The sequence below is a fragment of the Amycolatopsis bullii genome, assembly GCF_014654205.1.
GTDB lineage: Bacteria > Actinomycetota > Actinomycetes > Mycobacteriales > Pseudonocardiaceae > Amycolatopsis > Amycolatopsis plumensis.
The window spans coordinates 47211-66052 of the sequence record NZ_BNAW01000054.1; the positions used below are offsets into that span (position 1 = coordinate 47211).

13 protein-coding genes and 2 pseudogenes are annotated in these 18842 nt (G+C 67.8%); 7 read left to right on the forward strand and 8 right to left on the reverse strand.

Annotated features, from left to right (window positions below):
• The first annotated feature begins 385 nt into the window (after positions 1-385).
• The gene (locus tag IE317_RS37665; protein ID WP_229903127.1) at positions 386-2806 is read left to right on the forward strand and encodes a preprotein translocase subunit SecA; all 2421 of its coding nucleotides are present in this window, start codon (positions 386-388) and stop codon (positions 2804-2806) included.
• A gap of 784 nt (positions 2807-3590) precedes the next feature.
• Here the strand turns inward: IE317_RS37665 and IE317_RS37670 are convergent.
• On the reverse strand, positions 3591-4688 hold the full coding sequence (locus tag IE317_RS37670; RefSeq protein ID WP_191316142.1) for an IS110 family transposase: 1098 nt from the start codon (positions 4686-4688) through the stop codon (positions 3591-3593).
• A gap of 309 nt (positions 4689-4997) precedes the next feature.
• On the opposite strand from IE317_RS37670, the pseudogene IE317_RS37675 reads away from it, so the two are divergent.
• From IE317_RS37675 to IE317_RS37690, 4 genes and pseudogenes are all read left to right on the forward strand, one after another.
• Positions 4998-6203: pseudogene (locus IE317_RS37675) on the forward strand (IS110 family transposase).
• Between the two features lie 222 nt (positions 6204-6425).
• The gene (locus IE317_RS37680) at positions 6426-6575 is read left to right on the forward strand and encodes a hypothetical protein (RefSeq protein ID WP_191316143.1); all 150 of its coding nucleotides are present in this window, start codon (positions 6426-6428) and stop codon (positions 6573-6575) included.
• Positions 6576-6759: 184 nt separating this feature from the next.
• Positions 6760-9498: a hypothetical protein gene (locus IE317_RS37685; RefSeq protein ID WP_191316144.1), complete on the forward strand. Its 2739-nt coding sequence runs from the start codon at positions 6760-6762 to the stop codon at positions 9496-9498.
• 243 nt (positions 9499-9741) lie between these two features.
• On the forward strand, positions 9742-10140 hold the full coding sequence (locus IE317_RS37690; protein ID WP_191316145.1) for a hypothetical protein: 399 nt from the start codon (positions 9742-9744) through the stop codon (positions 10138-10140).
• Between the two features lie 325 nt (positions 10141-10465).
• On the opposite strand, the gene IE317_RS37695 is transcribed toward IE317_RS37690, so the two are convergent.
• Both IE317_RS37695 and IE317_RS37700 read right to left on the reverse strand, forming a co-directional pair.
• A complete protein-coding gene (locus IE317_RS37695) occupies positions 10466-11374 on the reverse strand; it encodes a hypothetical protein (protein WP_191316146.1) in 909 nt (302 codons plus the stop codon).
• Positions 11322-12101 carry a hypothetical protein gene (locus IE317_RS37700; protein WP_191316147.1) on the reverse strand — a complete coding sequence of 260 codons (780 nt, stop codon included), beginning with the start codon at positions 12099-12101 and terminating at the stop codon, positions 11322-11324. The genes IE317_RS37695 and IE317_RS37700 overlap by 53 nt, the downstream gene beginning before the upstream one ends.
• A gap of 128 nt (positions 12102-12229) precedes the next feature.
• Here IE317_RS37700 and IE317_RS37705 point away from each other — a divergent pair, with 128 nt between their 5' ends.
• On the forward strand, positions 12230-12607 hold the full coding sequence (locus tag IE317_RS37705; protein ID WP_191316148.1) for a hypothetical protein: 378 nt from the start codon (positions 12230-12232) through the stop codon (positions 12605-12607).
• Between the two features lie 23 nt (positions 12608-12630).
• Positions 12631-13095, forward strand: a complete 465-nt coding sequence (locus tag IE317_RS37710; RefSeq protein ID WP_191316149.1) for a hypothetical protein — start codon at positions 12631-12633, stop codon at positions 13093-13095.
• Between the two features lie 329 nt (positions 13096-13424).
• Here the strand turns inward: IE317_RS37710 and IE317_RS37715 are convergent, their stop codons facing one another.
• The 5 genes and pseudogenes from IE317_RS37715 to IE317_RS44885 form a co-directional block, all read right to left on the reverse strand.
• Complete coding sequence (locus IE317_RS37715; protein ID WP_191316150.1) at positions 13425-13727, reverse strand: hypothetical protein; 303 nt, start codon at positions 13725-13727, stop codon at positions 13425-13427.
• 851 nt (positions 13728-14578) lie between these two features.
• Positions 14579-17410 (reverse strand): AfsR/SARP family transcriptional regulator, encoded by a 2832-nt coding sequence (locus tag IE317_RS37720; protein ID WP_229903128.1) that lies wholly within the window; start codon positions 17408-17410, stop codon positions 14579-14581.
• 543 nt (positions 17411-17953) lie between these two features.
• Complete coding sequence (locus tag IE317_RS37725) at positions 17954-18124, reverse strand: hypothetical protein (RefSeq protein ID WP_191316151.1); 171 nt, start codon at positions 18122-18124, stop codon at positions 17954-17956.
• Positions 18125-18341: 217 nt separating this feature from the next.
• Complete coding sequence (locus IE317_RS37730; protein WP_191316152.1) at positions 18342-18551, reverse strand: hypothetical protein; 210 nt, start codon at positions 18549-18551, stop codon at positions 18342-18344.
• 27 nt (positions 18552-18578) lie between these two features.
• Positions 18579-18842 (reverse strand): annotated as a pseudogene (locus IE317_RS44885) (hypothetical protein); the annotation flags it as partial.

An 18842-nucleotide genomic window follows, 5' to 3' on the forward strand; every position in this document is an offset into this window, starting at 1 on the left:
CCACAAAGTCGTTTTGCGCCAGCGATGCGTTACAACACGACGGCGAGACACAGCATGGCCACCCAGTCTGCTGGCCGCGTCTGCCTGCGTTCCCGCGGAGCGTCAAGCTCGCCGACGACCTGCCAGCAACGTCCGTCGCTGCGGGCGGCGCGCTGAGCAGAACGCGGATAAGCACCTCGTCCCCCAGGGGACGGAGGGGGTGCTCGAAAAGTCCTGAATCTCGGGTCCGCCGAAACCGACTGCCCATTCTCCGACACCTCCCGATGACCGAACCGGCGGTTCCGGGCCCTGCAGCCACCGTGAGCGCTCATACCGGCGTCAGGGGCACCCGCCCGAGGTGCGGGGCGGCATCGCAGCGGCGTCATCGTTGTGCTTTAATTCCTAGATGTCTTCAAAATCGCACCGCCGCGCGGCGCGGAAACGGCGAGAACGACGAGCACAAGCGAACGCCGTTCCGGAATTCGATATTCACACACAGGCTGTGGTTGAGTCCTTTTCTTCGATGGAGCAGATGATCCGATCGGTTGATGCTTCCGAAGATCCGGCTCAGGCAATTGAGACTGCCTTTCACGAGGCCGTCGACAGCCTCAGTGAGCGAATCGGCGCGTTCGACCCCATCCGGTTGATCGAGGCCGCCCGGCTTCGCTTTCTGCCGTGGGGCGCAGCCGGCCAAATGTCGTATTCCTCCGAATCCATCGCTTCGCGGGTGGAGCTGCTTACATTGATCGCTTTGACCACGACGACGACCGGTGAAATCCGGGAAACGCCGTCGATGAGCGAGTTCGTCGCCGAGGCGGAAAACGAGTTCGACGGTCTGCTCCAGCTGTGCCAGGTGAGAGCCATGATGGCGACGGACCGGGCGGACAAACTCGCGATGATCTCCATGCTGATCCGGGGCTCGGAAGTCTGGCTTCGCAACACCTCGTACCCGGAGCAGGCCAAGGCCACAGTAATCGACCTTTTTGACGGCTGCCCGGAGGTCCGGCAGGCCCTGCTCGCGGAGCTGGGTTTCTCGGCCGCGGACGCGTTCGCCGTGCTCGATTCGTGCCATGACCGGCAACAGGACAAGCTGAACGCCCGGATGCAATCCTTTGTCGAACTGGTGGACACCGCGCTCAGCGAGCAGGCAAGCGGTACCTTCGAACCGCGGGCGGACGAGGCGGCGGCCGCGCTGAGCGCCGTGTGGGAGGCCGAGGCGGAAGCGGTGACCGTCGGCATCGACGAGCTCGTCGATGCCACCAACGTGCCGGAGGCGCGGGTCCGCGCGGTTGTCGGCCGGTTCCGCCTCGACCTCGGTGCCACCACGCCGGCCCAGGTTGTCGAAGACTACGCGGCGGGACGTAACCCGCTGCGCACCCAGCCCTTGATCACCGGCCCGGACGGCCGGGTGATGCTGCCGCACCACGCGCTCACCGCCGGCGCGATCAAGGAAAACCTGGAACAGCACCTCAAGGCGTCCACGAGTTGGGAGATCTACGCAGGGCACCGCGGAAAACTGCTGGAAACCCGGACCCGAACGGCTCTCCAGGCACTGTTGCCGGGGGCGGAGTACCGCGACGGCTTCGAATACTTCGTGCCAGCCACCACCTCCGAGTCCGCTACTGGAGATCCGGCCACCTACACCAAGCGGGTCGAAGGTGACCACCTGGTCCTCCTCGACGACGTAGCCGTCATCGTCGAAGACAAAGCCGCCGCCCTCAGCGCGCTGTCACGCGGCGGCAAGGTCAACCGCATGCGGACCGATCTCACCGGGATCATAAAAAAAGCCGGAGAGCAGACCGGCCGGCTGCGCACCGCGATCGAGCGCGACGGCGGCGTGCGAATCGACGGTGAAGGCTGGATCGATCTCGGCCACATCCGGGAGGTCCACACAATCGCTGTGAGCCTCGACGACCTCACGAGTGTCGCGACCGCCACCGCCGAGCTGGTCCGCGCCGGGCTCCTCGCCCCGGAGAACATATGCTGGACGGTCTCGCTCCACGACCTGGAGCTCATCGCAGAACTAGTCGACCGGCCAGCGGAGTTTCTGCTGTACCTCCGCCGCAGGCGCAATCCGGACGTCACCGAGCTGTTCTCCGCGCCGGACGAGCTCGACCTGTTCCTCTACTTCTTCGAGAACGGCCTCTGGGTCGAACCCGATCCCGACCAGGTCCGGACCGCCTTCCCCTTCCTCCCCGAACCCAGTACCGCCGACCGGCGCCGGTACCGCAACCAGAAGCGCGCGATCATCTCCACCCGGACGGACCCGCTGGACCACTGGTACCACACGCCGGATCGCTCGCAGGCGCCGAAGCCAGCGATGGTCCCATCACCGCTCATGCCTTTTGTCGACGAACTCCGAGCGCGCGGAACGTACGGCTGGCTCAGTATCGGCGCAACCCTGCTCGCGGGCGCCACCGAACTGCAAGAACGCATGTCCCGGTTCCCGCGGCAGCTGCTCGACGCTCCGCGCGAAGACGGCAACGGCAGAACGCTCACCATGCCGGTGACCGGGACCTCCGACCCGGCCGAAGGCTGGCTTCTGGTGTGGATGACACGGCCGGCAGGCCAAAGTCCGGCGGCATTCGAGCACAATTCGCAGCGCTACCTGCGGCTCAAGAAACACCAGCTTTCGCTGCCGCGGGGCGTAGTGTTCGCCTACGACGAACCGACCCGGGCTTTCCTGGGCGCCCACTACGACGGTGACACCGGGCCTTTGACAGCCAGCCTCGAGGCAGACCTCGGCCGGCTCCAGCCGCCCGAGGCCATGCAGCGCAGGCCGCCCCCGCCGAGGAAGGCGAAGCGGAAACCCCGCAAGCGTAAGTAGCAACGGTCGTTAGCCGCCCCGAGCCCTCGGCCCGGCGATCACCGCGGTCACCGCGGTTGGGCTGACAAGCTCCCACGCTTGTCAGCCCAACCGCGGACCGCACGTAGACCAGGCTGTCCCAGACTTCTCGGCCGAGCCACTTCTGCCCGGCCGCATCCGTCCAATCGACCGCCCCGGCCTCCTGCACCCGCAGCCCGGCCATCGCGGCCCACAGGACCAGCGCCGGCCGGACGTCGATGCCTGGCGCCGAGGGACCATCGCCACCCAACTGTGGGTAATCGCTCAGCTCACCGGCGTCACAGTCCACCACCAGCCAGCCGTGACTCTGCCTCAACCCGTTCCGGAAGTTGGAGCATCAAACAACCTGGTCAAAGGTGTTCGCGGTCGTCGTCGACAAACGACGAACGGCTTCCCGGTCGTGGCGTCGGGCATCGCCCGGCTAGTGGCGCGTCGCCGCCGGGGATCGCGGAACGCGCGGTTCGCGAAGGCGCGAGGCCCCGTCCACCTCGAGCCTGATCAAGATCGACTCCTCGCGCAGAACTCGCTGATCAGGGTAGGCGGAGGAAACGAACTGTGGGTGGGGCCAGCATGGAGAGAGAAGGCTTCCCCCGTTACCGTTTTCGTAGTTCCTGATCAAGGAGCTGTGGTCACCAGGCTCGGTATGACTTACGCCCCCAGTCGCTCGCATGATCCGGGGGGTGGTGTCACCGGGCCTGGTGGCATCGACCGACCGCTAATAGGGACACGGCCACCGACTGGTAGGTCTCGATGCCCCTATTGTTCGTCAAGCAGCTTGGTCTTCTGGCGCAGCCTGAGGACCGGGCGTAGTGATGACCCGGTAGAGCTCGCGGGCGATGTAGCGTTTGAGGCACCGGACGGCTTCGCGTTTGGTCTTGCCCTCGGAAACGCGTCGGTCGATGTAGTCGCGGGTGCGCTGGTCCCAGCGCAGGCGCACCAGCACGATGCTGCGCAGAGCGGAGTTGGCCTGGCGGTCGCCGCCGCGGTTGAGCCGGTGGCGTTGTGTTCTGCCCGAGGATGCTTCCACCGGGCTGACGCCGCACAGTGCGGCGAAGGATGGTTCGCTTCGCAGTCGTTCGGGGTTGTCGCCGGCGGCGATGAGGAGCGTGGCGGCCGTGTCGGGCCCGACCCCGTAGGAGTCGAGCATGGCGGGGTTGTGGCTGGCCAGGACCGCGGCGGTCTGGGCGTTGAGGTCGGCGATCTCCTGGCTAAGCCGGTCGATCCGGCGTGCGAGCAGGCGCAGAGTGAACCGGGTAGCCGTAGTGGTGTCGCATGGTGTGGTGGGCGCCCAGTTGATGCATCGCTGCACGAGTTTGGTGGTGCTGAGGTCGCGCAGTTCGTCGCGCAGCGCGGGGTCGGCGGAGACCAGGAGGGCCTTGAGCTGGTTGATGGCCTGGGTCCGGGACTTGAGGGCCGAGGTCTTGGCCAGCTTGAACATGCGCAGCATCTCGACTGGCCCCTGGCCGCCTTTGGCCAGTGCGCTGGCCTGCCCGTTTAGCACGGAGCGGGCGGCGGACTCGGCGTCGATGGTGTCGTTCTTGCCGCGGCGCCGGCGGGTGGCCTTGTCCGGCTGGTTGACCTCGAACACCTCGATGTCAGCGGCGGCCAGGTGGCGGGCGAGCGCTGCTCCGTAGGAGCCCGTGCACTCCACGCCCGCCTGCCGCACGACGCCAAACTCGCACGCCCACTTCACCAGAGCCTGATACCCGGCTCGCGTGGTCGGAAAAGTCTTGCTGGCCAGCAAGACGCCCAGCGCGCTGATGACGGCGGCGACGTGAAAGTCCTTATGGGTATCGACTCCCACGATCACCTCCTGGCCGTCGCGGACCTGGTGCTGAGAGGAGGGATGCGGAGTGCTGAGCACGGTCTGCTGGCTCCTGCTCTGATCGAAACGCCGGGGACTTGGCCGACGCCGGGCTGATCAGGCGGTCAAGACTGTGAAGATGCGCAGTGCGGCAAAGCCCCTATCGGGACACGCCCCACCAGCCCGGCGGCAGCAAGCACCGCCCCGGGACCGAGCCGACGGATCGAGACAACGACACATCGGTCAGTCGTAACGCGGGTCAGGCCACGGCCCGCGGCGGCACCCCTTGATCATCACAGTCGTAACGTGGGTGCCGGCGCTCGATGCCAGACTCGGTGACCACGTCGCGGCGAACGAACGGCAGGGTGGATGAGCAGCAGCTTCGGGGTGTTCCTCGGTCTGGATGTCGGCAAAGACGCCCACCACGCGGTCGGCCTCGATCCGGAAGGCAACCGGCTGCATGACGGGCCGCTGCCCAACACCGAACCGAAACTGAAGGCGCTGTTCGACAAGCTCGCCGGGCATGGTCCGCTGCTGGTCGTGGTCGACCAACCGGCCACGATCGGGGCACTGCCCGTCGCGGTCGCCCGCGCTGCCGGGCATCAGGTGACCTACCTGCCCGGCCTGGCGATGCGCCGCATCGCCGACCTCTACCCCGGCCGCGCCAAGACCGATGCCCGGGACGCGTTCATCATCGCCGACGCCGCACGATCCCTGCCCCACACACTCCGGCCCGTCGACGTCGGCGACGAAGCCCTGGCCGAGCTGGAGGTGCTGGTCGGGTTCGACGACGACCTGGCCGGCGAAGCCACCCGCATCGCCAACCGGATCCGCGGCCTGCTCACCGGCATCCACCCCACCCTCGAACACGCCATCGGCCCCAAGGTGAACCACCCCGCAGTGCTGGAAATCCTGTCCCGTTGCGGCGGCCCGGCCGGCATCGCCAAGGCCAGCCGCCGCAAACTCACCGCGATCGCCCAGGTTCATGCGCCGCGCATGGGCGAGCGGCTGGTCGAGGCGATCATGACCGCGCTCGGCGAGCAGACCGTCACCGTCCCGGGCACCGCCGCCGCGGACACGGTCTTGCCACGACTGGCGGACAGCTTGAAAACCGTGCTCCTGCAGCGGAAACAGGTCGCCGAGCAGGTGGAGGGGATACTTGATGCGCACCCTCTTGCCGGGGTCCTGACCTCGATGCCCGGCATCGGCGTCAGGACCGCAGCCCGCATCCTGCTCGAAGTCGGCTACGCCTGAAACTTCGCCAGTTCCGGGCATCTGGCTGCCTATGCCGGGATCGCACCGGTCACCCGCAGCTCCGGCACCAGCATCAAGGGCGAGCATCCCGCCCGGACTGGCAACCGCCAGCTCAAACGCGCGTTCTTCCTCGCCGCGTTCGCGGCCCTGTCCGACCCGACCAGCCGGGCCTACTACGACAGGAAGAGGGCCGAGGGCAAGAAGCACAACGCCGCCCACATCTGCCTGGCCCGCCGACGCTGCGACGTCCTCTACGCCATGCTCCGCAACGGCACCCACTACCGCCACCCCGAACCAACACCGGCCCCCGCTGCGGCTTGACAAACCCCATAGGGACACCCCCCCGCAAGCGGGAGTCACGAGCAGCGCAACCAACCTGAATGGAGGTCTGTCGCATTCCTGCTCCACCGTCCGACGTCTGGCCCAGAGGACACCTTCGGTGAACAAATCTTCACAATCGTGACCTGGATGGCGTGGGGGGGAGGGAGCGAAGGCGCGCGAAACGGCGCACGTGCCGATTCGCCTTGGCGCTAGGTCCTTCGCATGGTGACCTGGGTGGCTGGTGGATGCGGCGGCAAGCTGGCCTTGATCAGTGTCGAAGTCGGCACGGTCATGGGTCGGTCAGCGCCGGCAACGTCTTCACCGGTTGACGACGGCCAGCAGCAGCGCGGCGACGCGCAGAAGGATCGGTGAAAGACCTCGGTCAATGAGGTGGATGGTCTGACGAGGGGTACCCTGCTGAGCTCCTCGGCGTTCAGGACGCCGAGGCAGGTGGCCCAAGTTGACGGTAAGGCAGGGCGTGGTTGTGAGGGGACGTCTCGAGAGCGGCCGGCTGTGGCGGCGAGTTGTCCTGTTCGCGTGCCTGGGTGTGGCTGGCTTGACCGCCCCGTGGTGGCTGCCGCCGCTGCAAAAGCTGGTGGGCGAGTATCTGCGCCTGGGCTGGTCGGACAAGGACCAGCGGGCCAGCGTAATCGGCATGGTGATCGGCGGGCTGTCGCTGCTGTGGTCAATCGTGCTCGGGGTGGCGCAGATGCGCCAGGCCAGTCGGCTGGCCGGCACCACCTCCGATCCGCTCGACCCTCGCCAAGACGCTGGTCGTCGCCTGCGCGCTCACCTGGGACCGACGCAAGGGTTGCCGCGGATGAGGTCGGTCTCACCGCGACAGGCGCGGGTGCACGCCGCGATCGAAGCACCCCCGCAGCCTGGAGGGCCCGTTCGGCGGGTGCTGTGGGCGCCGTGGCGCACCAGCGAGCCGGCCCTGGATCCGAACCTTCCGCTGTTCATCGAACGCGACCTCTGGCCCGACGTGCTGCGGTGGGTCCGGCAGGCACGCCAGGAAGGTGGGTTTCTGCTGCTGGTCGGCACCTCGAGTGTGGGCAAGACTCGGCTGCTGTTCGAAGCCGCTCGCCACGAACTGGGCGACTACCGCGCGGTGATTCCAGATCTAGGAGATGGGGGGCTGGTCAACGCCCTGGCCGCCGACGGGCCACGCGAGCCGCTGATTGTGTGGCTGGACGAGCTGCAGCGTTTCCTGCCCGGCCCGTACTTCACTACCGACCAGGCCACCGGGCACACGCCGCTGACCGCGACCGCGGTCCGTCACCTGCTCGATGGCGACACTCCCGTGGTCGTGCTTGGGACCCTCTGGCCGGACTACGCCTACCAGCTGCGCGCCACAACCACGGATCCCGACACTCAGACGACCCGCCGCCGCTATCCGCAGGCAGTCGACATCCTCGACCTGGTCACCCGTCACCTGACCGTCTCCTCGTTCAGCGACACCGAGAGGGAAGCCGCGGCCCGACTCGCCGCTCGCGATCCGCGGCTGGCCACCGCGGTGGCCCACCGCGACTACAACGTCACCGAGACCCTCGCCGGCGTGCCTGCCATTCTGCGTCGCTACCGCGAAGCACTCCCCGAACATCAAGCCGTGATCCACGCCGCGGTCGACGCCCGCCGCATGGGCATCCAAAGTGTCCTGACCATTGATCTGCTGCGCGCCGCCGCCCGCGGCTATCTCACCGCCGTGCATACCGATGACGCCTGGTTCGGCCAGGCCCTGCCCGCGCTAACCCGCAGTGACCGACGTGACGACGCCGCCACCGCTCCCCTCGTCACTGTGGCCGACCACGAACGACGCACCGTCGTCGGCTACACCGTCGCCGACTACCTCCTGCAAGACCTGCTCCGATTGCGCCGCAGCGAGTTGCTCCCCGAAGCTACCTGGCTCGCCCTGGCACACCACGTCCACGACCCCGACGACCTGCAACGCCTGATCAGCAACGCCACCCGTCGCATGCAGTACGCCCTAGCCATCCGAATAGGCCGTATCCACGGCGACACCGGGGACAGGGCAGCCGCCATGCGGCTGGCCGACCTGCTGGTCGAGCAGGGCAAGCTCGACCAAGCGGCGGCGCTACTGAGCATCCGCGCCGACAACGACATCTTTGCCGCCATGCACCTGGCCGACCTGCTGGTCGAGCAGGGCAAGCTCGACCAAGCGGCGGCGCTAATGAGCATCCGCGCCGACAACGACATGTTCGCCGCCATGCACCTGGCCGACCTGCTGGTAAGGCAGGGCAAGCTCGACGAACTGCGCGCCCGCGCCGACAACGGCGACACACACGCGGCCGCGCGGCTGACCAACCTCCTGGCCGAACAGGGCAAACTCGACGAACTGCGCACCCGCGCCGACAACGGCGACACACACGCCGCCATACAGCTGGCCGAGGTGTTGAGCGAGCAGGACAAGCTCGACGAACTGCGCACCCGCGCCGACAACGGCGACACACACGCCGCCATACAGCTGGCCGAGGTGTTGAGCGAGCAGGACAAGCTCGACGAACTGCGCACCCGCGCCGACAACGGCGACACACACGCCGCCATACAGCTGGCCGAGGTGTTGAGCGAGCAGGACAAGCTCGACGAACTGCGCACCCGCGCCGACAACGGCGACACACACGCCGCCATACGGCTGGCCAGAATACTGAGCGAGCAGGGCGAACTCGACCAAGCGGAGGCGCTACTGTGCGTCCATGCCGACAACGGCGACAGGCACGCCGCCATACAGCTGGCCATTGTGTTGGGCGAGCGGGGCAAACTCGACCAAGCAGAGAAGCGACTGCGTCTCCACACCGACAACGACCTCTTCGCCGCCATGCAGCTGGCCAACCTGCTAGCCGAACAGGGCAAACTTGGCGAACTCCGCGCCCGCGCCGACAACGGCGACGCGCGCGCCGCTTGGCGGCTGGCCAAGATACTGGCCGAACAGGGCAAGCTTGACCAGGCAGAGGCGCTACTGCGTGTCTACGCCGACAACCACAACGACGGTTTCGCCGCCATGCAGCTGGCCGAGCTGCTAGCCGAACAGGACAAACTCGACGAACTCCGCGCCCGCGCCGACAACGGCGACGCGCGCGCCGCCTCGCGGCTGGCCAGGATACTGGCCAGACAGGGCGTGGTCGACAAATTGTGGCAGGAAATTCATGCTGGCACGGCCTCGCCTGAAGTTTTGGTCGCCATGCTGCCCGATGAAGACTGGGGGCCGGACGTCGATACTCAGCAGCTTCTTCGGTGGGGCCTGAACGCCGATGGCAGTATCGCTCAGCCGTGGTAACCGAAGTCGGCTTCGCCAGGGACTTCCGATGGGTCGGACTACCTCACATCTCCAGACGGCGCAGGATCTCTGCTGATCGACAGCGAGAACTTCTTCGGCGCGATCAGCCTGCGGCCGCGGCTGTTACGTGCCCGCCTGGCTGCCCTGCTGACCGCGGCAGGCCCCGTCCATCACGCCATTGCTGCCTTCGCCACCACCAGCGAGACCGGCGACCCGCTCGCGTCGATCCTGGCCGAGCACCGCGTGGCCTCCCTGACCGTCGCACCCAGCCCGGACGCGGCCGAGGACGCACTGCTCGCGCACGCGCGCCGCGTCCACGACTCACTGGGCCGATGCTGCTGGCTGGTCGCCTCCGCCGACCACCGCCTCGCCGCGCTTACCGACCTCGGCCCCATCGAAGTACTGGCCTGGGAAGGCCAGCCGGTCGCCGACCGCTTGACCAACGTCGCGCACGCCACCCACCGGCTTCCCCGTCCCGACAGCGCCACCGACGCTTTTCCCGAACCCACACCGACCCCGGGCCCACGACAGCAACGATGCCCGGACGTCCTGCGTGCGGTCGGCTACGCCGTTCTCGTCGGCGGCGGCGTTGGGATTGGCCAGCACCTCACGGCCCGGCTGCTCGGCCGTCGACGCCGCTAAACCCGGGTGACACGACCAGTACCGACTACGCGGCTTCTGCGCCGTATCTCTGGGCTCCGCGGGAGCAGCGATCCCGCTTTTTCTCCCGGCGGCCGGAGTACACAGTGTCCATCCTGAGCGGAGCTACGTTCGATGAAGACCGTCCGATCGGAGGTTTGTGTCGCCGATGTGGTACAGGCACCGTTGAGCACGTGGAATCGCGTGAGTTTCGGGTGCGGCTGCCGTTCGACGTACCGCCAGCCCGGTACGCGGCGATCGTGCACGCGGTCGCCGGCGTGCTCGACGCCGCCGACCTGATCGCCAGATCGTCGATCGCCGTTGACTATCAAGCCCGCGACGAGGACCTGAACCGTGAGTTCGACCGGTTCAGCGCCGAGTACCCGTGGAGAGATTTGCTGATGGGTACGAGAATGTCACGGGCGCCGGTGTCGGCGTTCTGCAGATACCAGCAGATGGCGTCGTTGGCTCGGCCTGTCCGACACAGTGCTACAACGACATCACGGACGAGGTGGGCGTCAGGGGATCCCGTTGCGCGTTGCGCTCGCCGGGCCAGGCCGGTCGCATCGTCGAGCCATCCGGCTTCGGCGGCCGTGCGTGCAGCTTTGGCCCACGCCGAATCGTCGCCGTTCTCGGCTGCACGACGGAAACACTCCAGCGCCCGCTGCGGCAGCCGCTGGGCGGCGAACGCGTGGCCGACCTCGATGAAAGCTGCGCAGTCCGCGGAGGTCGCGGCTTGCTCTGCATAGTCGAGAGCGATGGGGAACAGTCCGGCGTCGGCGAACATCTTCGCCGCTTGCGTCGGGGCGCCCGGTACATGGTTTTCGACGGCGGAGGCCACCCATTCCAGTGCTTCCTCGTCGCGTTCATGGTCGGCGAGGATTTGTGCTCCCACCAGGTAGCAGGCGTGGTCGCCTTCGCCCGCGGCGCGCTGTTGGAGCATCTCCAGGGCCGCCTGGGGGCCATGTGCGCGGACCAAGAGTTCGGCAGCGACGATGATTGGTTCCATGCCGTGTTCGTCGGCGAGGCGCAGCAGCCAGGTGGCTGCTGCCGCGCATCGTTCAGCTTCGGGCTCGCGGGGGTCGTCTGCGCGCATATCGGCGTAAGCCAGGGCCGCTGACAGGTCTCCCTGTTCCCCCAGGTTGCGGTACAGCTCCAGGGCACGGTCCCGATCATCGAAAACGTCAGACAGCCGCCCCCTGGTGCAGAGCGCGGCCAGGCCCCGCACGTTCCGCACGCTTGGAGTGTGCCATCGCTGTAAGCGCCAGCGCCTCGCGACGTTCACGGGCGACCCACGGCTTCAGCAGTTCGATGGCCTCGTCTGGACGGTTCTCGGCCAGCAGAATCGTGGCCGTTTCCGTGGTCGCCGTGGCGTCGCCATCTCGGATCAGTACGCCGAGTTGCTCAAGGGCGTCATCGACCCTGCGCGCTCGGCGAAGCCGATCCGCGAACTCATGTCGGGCCGACACGTCGCCGATAGCGATCGCGCGGAGGTAGAACTGGCAGCCCAGCTTCAGCAACTGCCTGCGCCAGCATCCCCGAGCCAAGGCCAGCAGACTCTCTGGTGCGGCAAACGCAACCAGAGTCGGCCAGGCATGTGGTTTCGGCAGTGGTGGGTGGTCGACGTCGGTGATATACCGTCGTTCCAGGTGCTCGGCCAGCCGGAGAACGTCGCCCGCGGGTTCCGTTTCTTTCCCGGCTTGGCGCGCAAACAGCAGACTCGCGTCGCCGGCGCCGCGGCGAGTTAGCTCGGCGATCGCATCGGCGAACCAGGTGGGTGGGAGATTGGTACGGTCGCGTGAGGACATGTAGTGCGGTGCGCCGTGCTCGAGCAATGACGACGGCATCCAGGGCCCATGTCCAGCAAGTCTGGCGTCGATGGCGCACAGCACGATCGCGCGTTGATCGGGGGTTGCGGTCGCCAGACGCGTTTCCAACTCCGGTACTCCGCGCAGATACCCCACGAGGTCCGCACCTGGATCGCGGCGTACGCGTCCTTGGCCGCCACCGGCGCCTACGACCTGAAGTTGCGCTTCTACGAGGCGATCCCGGCTTAGATCGCCGGGTTCGCCGTGACGACGGCGCTGGGCCGGTGACCGGGACGGTATCAACGGCCATCAAGGCAGTGGCGGAGGCCGCCGCCCGGCTCCGGCTCGCCGGACGCACCGGCCGTCCGGTCGCGCCCGTGCGGGACATCCTGGGCTCGACGGACGTCGACCTGGCCTACTCGGCGCACGACGAGCTGGTCCGGCAACGGCTGGAGGGCGGCGCGCAGATCGTCGGCCGCAAGATCGGTCTGACCTCGCCCGCCGTCCAGCGGCAGCTCGGGGTCGGTCAGCCCGACTTCGGTGTGCTGTTCACGGACATGGACGTCTCCGGCACCGCCGAGGTGCCTTCGGACCGGCTGCTGCAACCCAAGGTCGAAGCGGAGATCGCGTTCGTCCTGGCGAGGACCTCGACGGCGAACTGACCGACGACCGGGTCCGGGCCGCCGTGGACCATGCCCGCGCCGCGCTCGAAATCGTCGACAGCCGCGTCTCGGACTGGGGCATCACGATCACCGACACCGTCGCCGACAACGCCTTCAGCGGGCTGTTCGTGCTGGCCGACCGCGAACTCACCCTCGCCGTTCGAGGCGCGCGACGTCGCCATGCGGATGTACCGGAACGACCGCCTGGTCTCCGAAGGCACCGGCACGGCCTGCCTCGGCGACCCGCTGGCCGCCCTCGCGTGGCTGGCCCCGCACGGCCCAGCGGTTCGGGCGACCCTTGGAAGCCGGCCAGTGGCGTAGTCGACATTGGCCGCGGCGGCGAACAGCTGTTCCGCTTGTTCGAGGGCGGCGTTGAAGACGGTTTTGCGCATTCCCCGACCCGCCCATCCCGGCGGCGCATGCCGGAGTGCGCGCAGCTGCCGCCATGGTGCGGCCGCGAACCGGGCTGGCTCGATGCGCGGGTCTGATCCAGGATGAAACAGGGGCACGAAAAACCTCCAATCGTAACGATCCAGACGCTGGAATCGCCAGCGGCATCAGTCAGGAATGTGGTTGCTGTCCGTCGGCGGCCTCGCCTTCAACAGGTTAACGTCAAGATGGATGTCGGGGACCGCGCCACCACCCGGCTACGACGAGGCCCGCTCTGAGCAGCTGACTGCGCTTGACCACGCCGATCGCGTCATCACGCAGCCACGTGTGGCGAGCCTCGCGTGGACCGTGAAGACGAGCAAGGGGCAAAAGGTGGGCGTACCGAAGGCGGTGCGCCCACCGTAGCCCGGCGTCGTGCCCTTGCCCGCTACTTTCGCCTGAGGAGATCGAGATTCCAGGTCGAGTAGGCGTTCTGCCCGCATCGGTACGTGACGATACTCGGATCCCCCTGCATCAGCTGCCGCCCCGCCCACGAGCAGTTCCCGATGGTCCAGTACCAGTCGTAGTACGTCCACTCGTACCCCGCGGCGGCCTGCAGAACGGCGGCGGGGCCAGCCACGGTCGAGACGGGCGCTGCCTGCGCAACGTCGGCATGAGCCGCGCTTGTCCCCGCCAGCAAGGCGATGCCCGCCGCCGAGGCGGAGACGGCCATCATGATCGACTTGTGCACGATTGCCTCCTTCGCGAAAGCACCTGGACCTGTCCTGTCCAGGCGGTGTGGAAACCACTGTGGCAATCCACAATTCAGGATCCGCCCAATCTGCGTTAAATCCACTGCTCGCGGTCGGTTCCCGCGCCGTCGCAGTGATCACGGCTTGCGCACAACCTCCGACCCGTGGCCGCTGGGCGGCGCGTAGCCCCGCCGTTCGTGGCTCCGATCGTCAAGTCTGTAATGTGCCGCGCCGGCCGGTGGCGTGGTCTCTCGACCTGTATACCGCGCCATCTCATGCCTGCCGGGAAGTACCGCAAGGGGAGCAGCCATCGAGTCAGTGGTTTCAGCCCTGGCGAAGGCCGGAAAACACAAGGACGCGATGACGAAGCGATCAGCGAACCGAGGCCGACCTTCCAGATGGCCGTGATCGGCGTCGGCACCTGCCTGGTCGACGTCCCAGAAGGCGCTCGGATCGTCGCCGTCCGACGTCGGCCCGATACCCTGGGCCTGTCGTCCACAGCGCAAGACTGGCCTGCTCGACCACCCGGTGTCCCGTACTCCTCAGCTCACCGACACCGCCGCCGAGGTGGTCCGGATGGCGCCGGACCCGAAAGTACTTCGCACGCCGGCTCGGCCACCGAACCGGCCACCGAGGGCACCACCTTCTCGGTGCGCTCCGTCGACGGGACCTGCTGCAGCCCGGGCTGAACCGGGTTCGACCCCGCCGGCATCAGCAACCAGGGCGCCGCCGGTGGTGGTCGTCGCCTTTGCCGTGGATGTGGGTTCCCTCAGCAAGCTCCACGTGATCGCGCCCGCCGCACACCTTGCGTGCGCTCCCTCGTCGCTCGCGCCCCGGGGAAGCGTCGGACTCAACACGCGCTGTCGTGTCCGGCGGCAACGCTGTTTTCGAGATGGTCGAGTTGCCGCTGGATGCGTTCGGCGTCGCTGTCACGGCCTTGTTCGCGGTACAGCTCCATGGCTTCCCGCCAGGCGTGGAGGGCGAGCGTGGGACGGCCGAGGGCCAGGTGAGGGTGGCCGGTGCCGTCCAGGACACGGGCGACCTCGACAGTATTACCCAGGGCACGGAACAAGGCCACGGATTGCTCGTAGAAGTTCAGGGCTTCGTGGTGACGGCCGGTGTGGTGGTCGATGAAGCCGAGGCTGTCCAGGGCTTCGGCTTCGCCATCCAGATCCTGGTGGCGGCGGTGCAGCGTCAGGGCAGCCTCGCAATGGTTGCGCGCGGTGTCGTAGTCGCCCAGCTGTGCGGCGTACCAGCCGACGGTGTTGAGCGCGTTCGCCTCCCAGACCGGCTGCTCGAGAGCACGGAAGAGTTCCAGCGCATATCTGCTGTTTTCCAGCGCCAGCCCGGGATCTCCCTGTCGGGCCCAAGCCCACGCGAGCGTGTCATACGTGCGCGCCTGCTGAAGCCGGTCGCCATGGGCCTGAGCCAAGTCCAGTGCCTGGTGCAGGTGTTCGATGGCATTGCTGTGCCGCTGAAGTTCGGCGTGTGCACTACCGAGCAGGCGGTGAGCGAAGATGCGGGCGACCGGATCGTGCAACCGGCCGGCCGCGTCCAGCGCGGCTCGCCACACGGCGAACTTGTCGTGGCGGTGCCCTCGCCTGCCATGGAAGGTGCTCAACGCCCAAGCCAGGTGCCACACCTTCTGGTCACGGTGCAGGCGAGCGGCGACGTGCTGGGCGGCGAGCAGGTGCGGATGATGGACGTCCAGCCAGGCCAATGCGTCCGGCAGATCCGCCATCGGCTGGGGTCGCACGCCTGAGGAGGGCGAGCCCAGCCGGATCGGCGCGCGGTGGGGATCCAGGAGGCGGTCGGCGTTAACGGCGGACTGCAAGTAGAAGTCGACCACCCGGTCCAGCGCTGCCTGACGTTCGGGCTCCGGCACAGCGGAGGTGAGAGTGGTCGCGTAGGCGCGGATGAGGTCGTGCATGGTGTAGCGGCCCTGCACGTCCCGGTCCAGCAGGGAGGCGTCCACCAGGGCCTGCAGCGTTCTGTGCGTCTGCTCCGGCGACAGCGCCAAGAGACTGGTAGCGGCGGGCAGCCCGATGTCGGGGCCGGGAGCGGCACTGAGCAGCGCGAATGCGGTCGCCTCCTGCGGAGCCAGGGCTCGAAGCGACCAGGAGAGCACCGCGGGCACGCTGGCTCCCGGATCGTCCGAGTCGAGCGCCCCCAGACCCAGCTCGGCGAGCTCGGCCGCCAACGACGCCAGCGACAGAGCGGGCTGGGTGCGAGCGCGCCCGGCCGCGATACCCAGAGCCAGCGGGAAGCGGCCGCACGAAGCAAGCAGGTCCGCCACTGCTTCCGGCTCCGCATCGACTCGGTCGGCGCCGAGCCGGGAGCGCAGCAATGCGAGTGCTTCGCCTTTGGTGAGCAGGTCCAGGGGGAAATGCTGGGCACCATGGCCGGCGACCAGGCCGGTCAGGCGATTGCGGCTGGTCACCAGCACCGTGCACGAGCGACCGCCGGGCAGCAGGGCGCTGACGTGACCGGTGTCGGCGGCGTTGTCGAGCACGATCAGCATCCGCTTACCCGCGACCAGGCTCCGGAACAGGGCGGCTTGTGCATGCAGATCGGCCGGGAGACGGCCAGGCTCGACGCCCAGTGCATCGAGGAAACCGCGGACCGCAGCGGCAGAGTTCATCGCTTCACCATCCGGGCTAAACCCGCGCAGGTCGACAAACAGCTGTCCATCGGGGAAGTCATCGATGTGGCGATGGGCCCAGTGCAGCGCCAGCCAGGTCTTCCCGATACCGCCGGCACCCGCGATCGCCGAGATCACCACCGTCGCGCCCGGCCCGGCCGTGGTGAACACCGCGTCCAGGTGCTCCAGCTCATCCCGGCGGCCGACGAACGGCAGCGGGGGTGCGGGCAGTTGCCGAGGCACTGCGGCCGGGCCACTCTCTCGCGCGGGCCGGGACTCGGGAATGACCAGGCTCGAGTCCGCAGAAAGGATGCGGTGGTGCAGGTCCTGCAATGCCGGGCCCGGGTCGGTACCCAGTTCTTCGGCCAGCTGCCGCCGGGTGCGCTGGTAGTGCTCCAACGCATCGGCCTGGCGTCCCTCGTAGTAAAGCGCGAGCATCAGCTGTCCGGCCAGGCGTTCGTCCAGCGGGTCGTCGGTGGCGCGGGTGAGCAGCTCGGGCACCAGTTCGCCGTGCCGACCGCACGTCAACGCCCAGTCGATCCAGTCAGCCCGGGCCGCGGCATGTTCCCGGCGCAGGTGTTCACGCGTCGAGTGCGCCCACGGGGTGTCCAGCTCCGCCAGGGGCTCGCCGCGCCACAATCCCAGCGCTTCGTCCGCCAACGCCGACGCACGCCAAGGGTCGTCGGTGCTGCGGGCCTCGGTAAGCAATCGGCGGAAACGGTGCAGATCCACGGTCCCGGGACCGGCGGTCACCAGGTAACCGGTACCCCGCCACGTGATTGTGATGCCGGTACCAGCCAGGGCCCGACGCAGGTGGGACAAGTAGGTCCGCAGCACCGAACGCGCCCGGCTGGGGGGACGCTCGCCCCACACGCGCTCGATCAGCCGATCCGGCGGCACCACTTGACCCGCCTCGGTCAGCAGCACCACCAATACCGCTTTCTGGCGGGTGTGCCCGAGCGACACCGGTACGCCGTCCACGCGGACCACCAGAGTGCCCAGCACGTCGGCCGTGACCTCCGGCTCGCTCTCCCCCGTCACACTTTCTGTATACGGCCTGCCACCGGGGGATTCAACAAAAATCAGGCAAATGCTGAACCCCAGGCCGCAACCGTGGAGTTGTGGCTGCTTCCGGAAGGTGGCCGAGCGGAAACCGGAATGACCGGTTGCTCACCATCTGATACCGCAGGATCGGAAGGAACCGCCGTGGTCAAACTGTTGCGCCCCCTGATCAGCCTGGCGCTCGCGCTGGGCGTCACCGCCATCGCCGTGCCGGGAACGCCGGCGGCCGCCGGCGAAACTGCCTACGTGACGAAAACACGCACCGGAGACGCTCACGCGGGGAAGCCGCGAGCGAACCGGACCTAATCGAACATTTGTTCGAATAGCGCGGGACGATGGGGCCCTGTCAAGTTGACTTAGTCAAACTCACCCCTTCAGGACCACGGCACGGTCACCGCACAGGGGCAAAGTAGATGTAGGCAAGAGATCCTGAAGCCGCAAAGAGGCCTCGGCTACCAGTGAGTTGGCGACCTAGCGGTACCACATTGCCGAATGCAGCTCGACGTCGAGAATCAGCCGTGCTCACGCATCGGGCTCATCTTCGCCGTCGTCGTTCGGAAGAATCACATCCGGCCCGGTCTCACCGGACCCGAAGCCGTCGGCGGTGCCAGGCGCCCCCCCCCGGCCGGGATCGGCGGCTGCGATCTCCTGATGTCCCGTTTCCGGATTCGGCTCGAACGGCGAAGTCGTCATGCCGTGCGCATACCCCGCGACCGGCGTTTCATTCGTGGCGACTTGGTCAGTGATGGCCGGAAGCCGCTCAGTAAGCGGCGCTCCGGATCCGCAGGCCGCGCAGGTGGACAGGGTCGATGACGCTCGCCCTGAGTCACACCGAGATAATCCAGAACTCCTGGTAGGTAGGACCGCGTCACCAAACTTCATTACCCGCACCAGCTCAAGGTGCCTTGATTCAATCGGTCGCGGTGCTCCGGTGGCGCGGCAGCAGCAGGCTGGCCGCTGCGATGGCCAATGCGAGTCCGGCCGCGATGAGGAAAACACGGTCGTAGCCGGCGGCGAGGGCGGCCGGGGAACTCCCGTCGTTCGCCGCACGGGTGGCGGCGGCGGTGAGAACCGCCAGGCCTAGGGATCCGCCTGCTTGGCGCTGCTCGCGCTGCTCCACTCGGCTCCCGCACGAGCGAGGAGCTGATCATCGGCGACGCCGGCCAGCCGAGCGTGTCCGCGCAGGGGCCCGGCTGCTCGGCCGCCACCATCCCGCGCGCCGCGCCTTGACCCCCGTCACCTTCACCCGATCGCGCAGCCAGTCCGCCGAATGAGCGGCCACCCGCAACCGCCCGTCCCGGTAGGAAACACCACCGCGCAGTACGCGCACGCCGACCGCCAGCCAGCTGCACACCCCTCGCTCCGCCAGCCACAAGGGCACCCACAACGCGCTGTCGGCCGGGTACACCGC

Coding starts and splice junctions, on each gene's coding strand:
- IE317_RS37680 (WP_191316143.1), top strand. CDS start 6,426: ATGGTGACCTGGGTGGCTGGTGGATGCGGCGGCAAGCTGGCCTTGATC.
- IE317_RS37725 (WP_191316151.1), bottom strand. CDS start 18,124: ATGACGACTTCGCCGTTCGAGCCGAATCCGGAAACGGGACATCAGGAG.
- IE317_RS37665 (WP_229903127.1), top strand. CDS start 386: ATGTCTTCAAAATCGCACCGCCGCGCGGCGCGGAAACGGCGAGAACGA.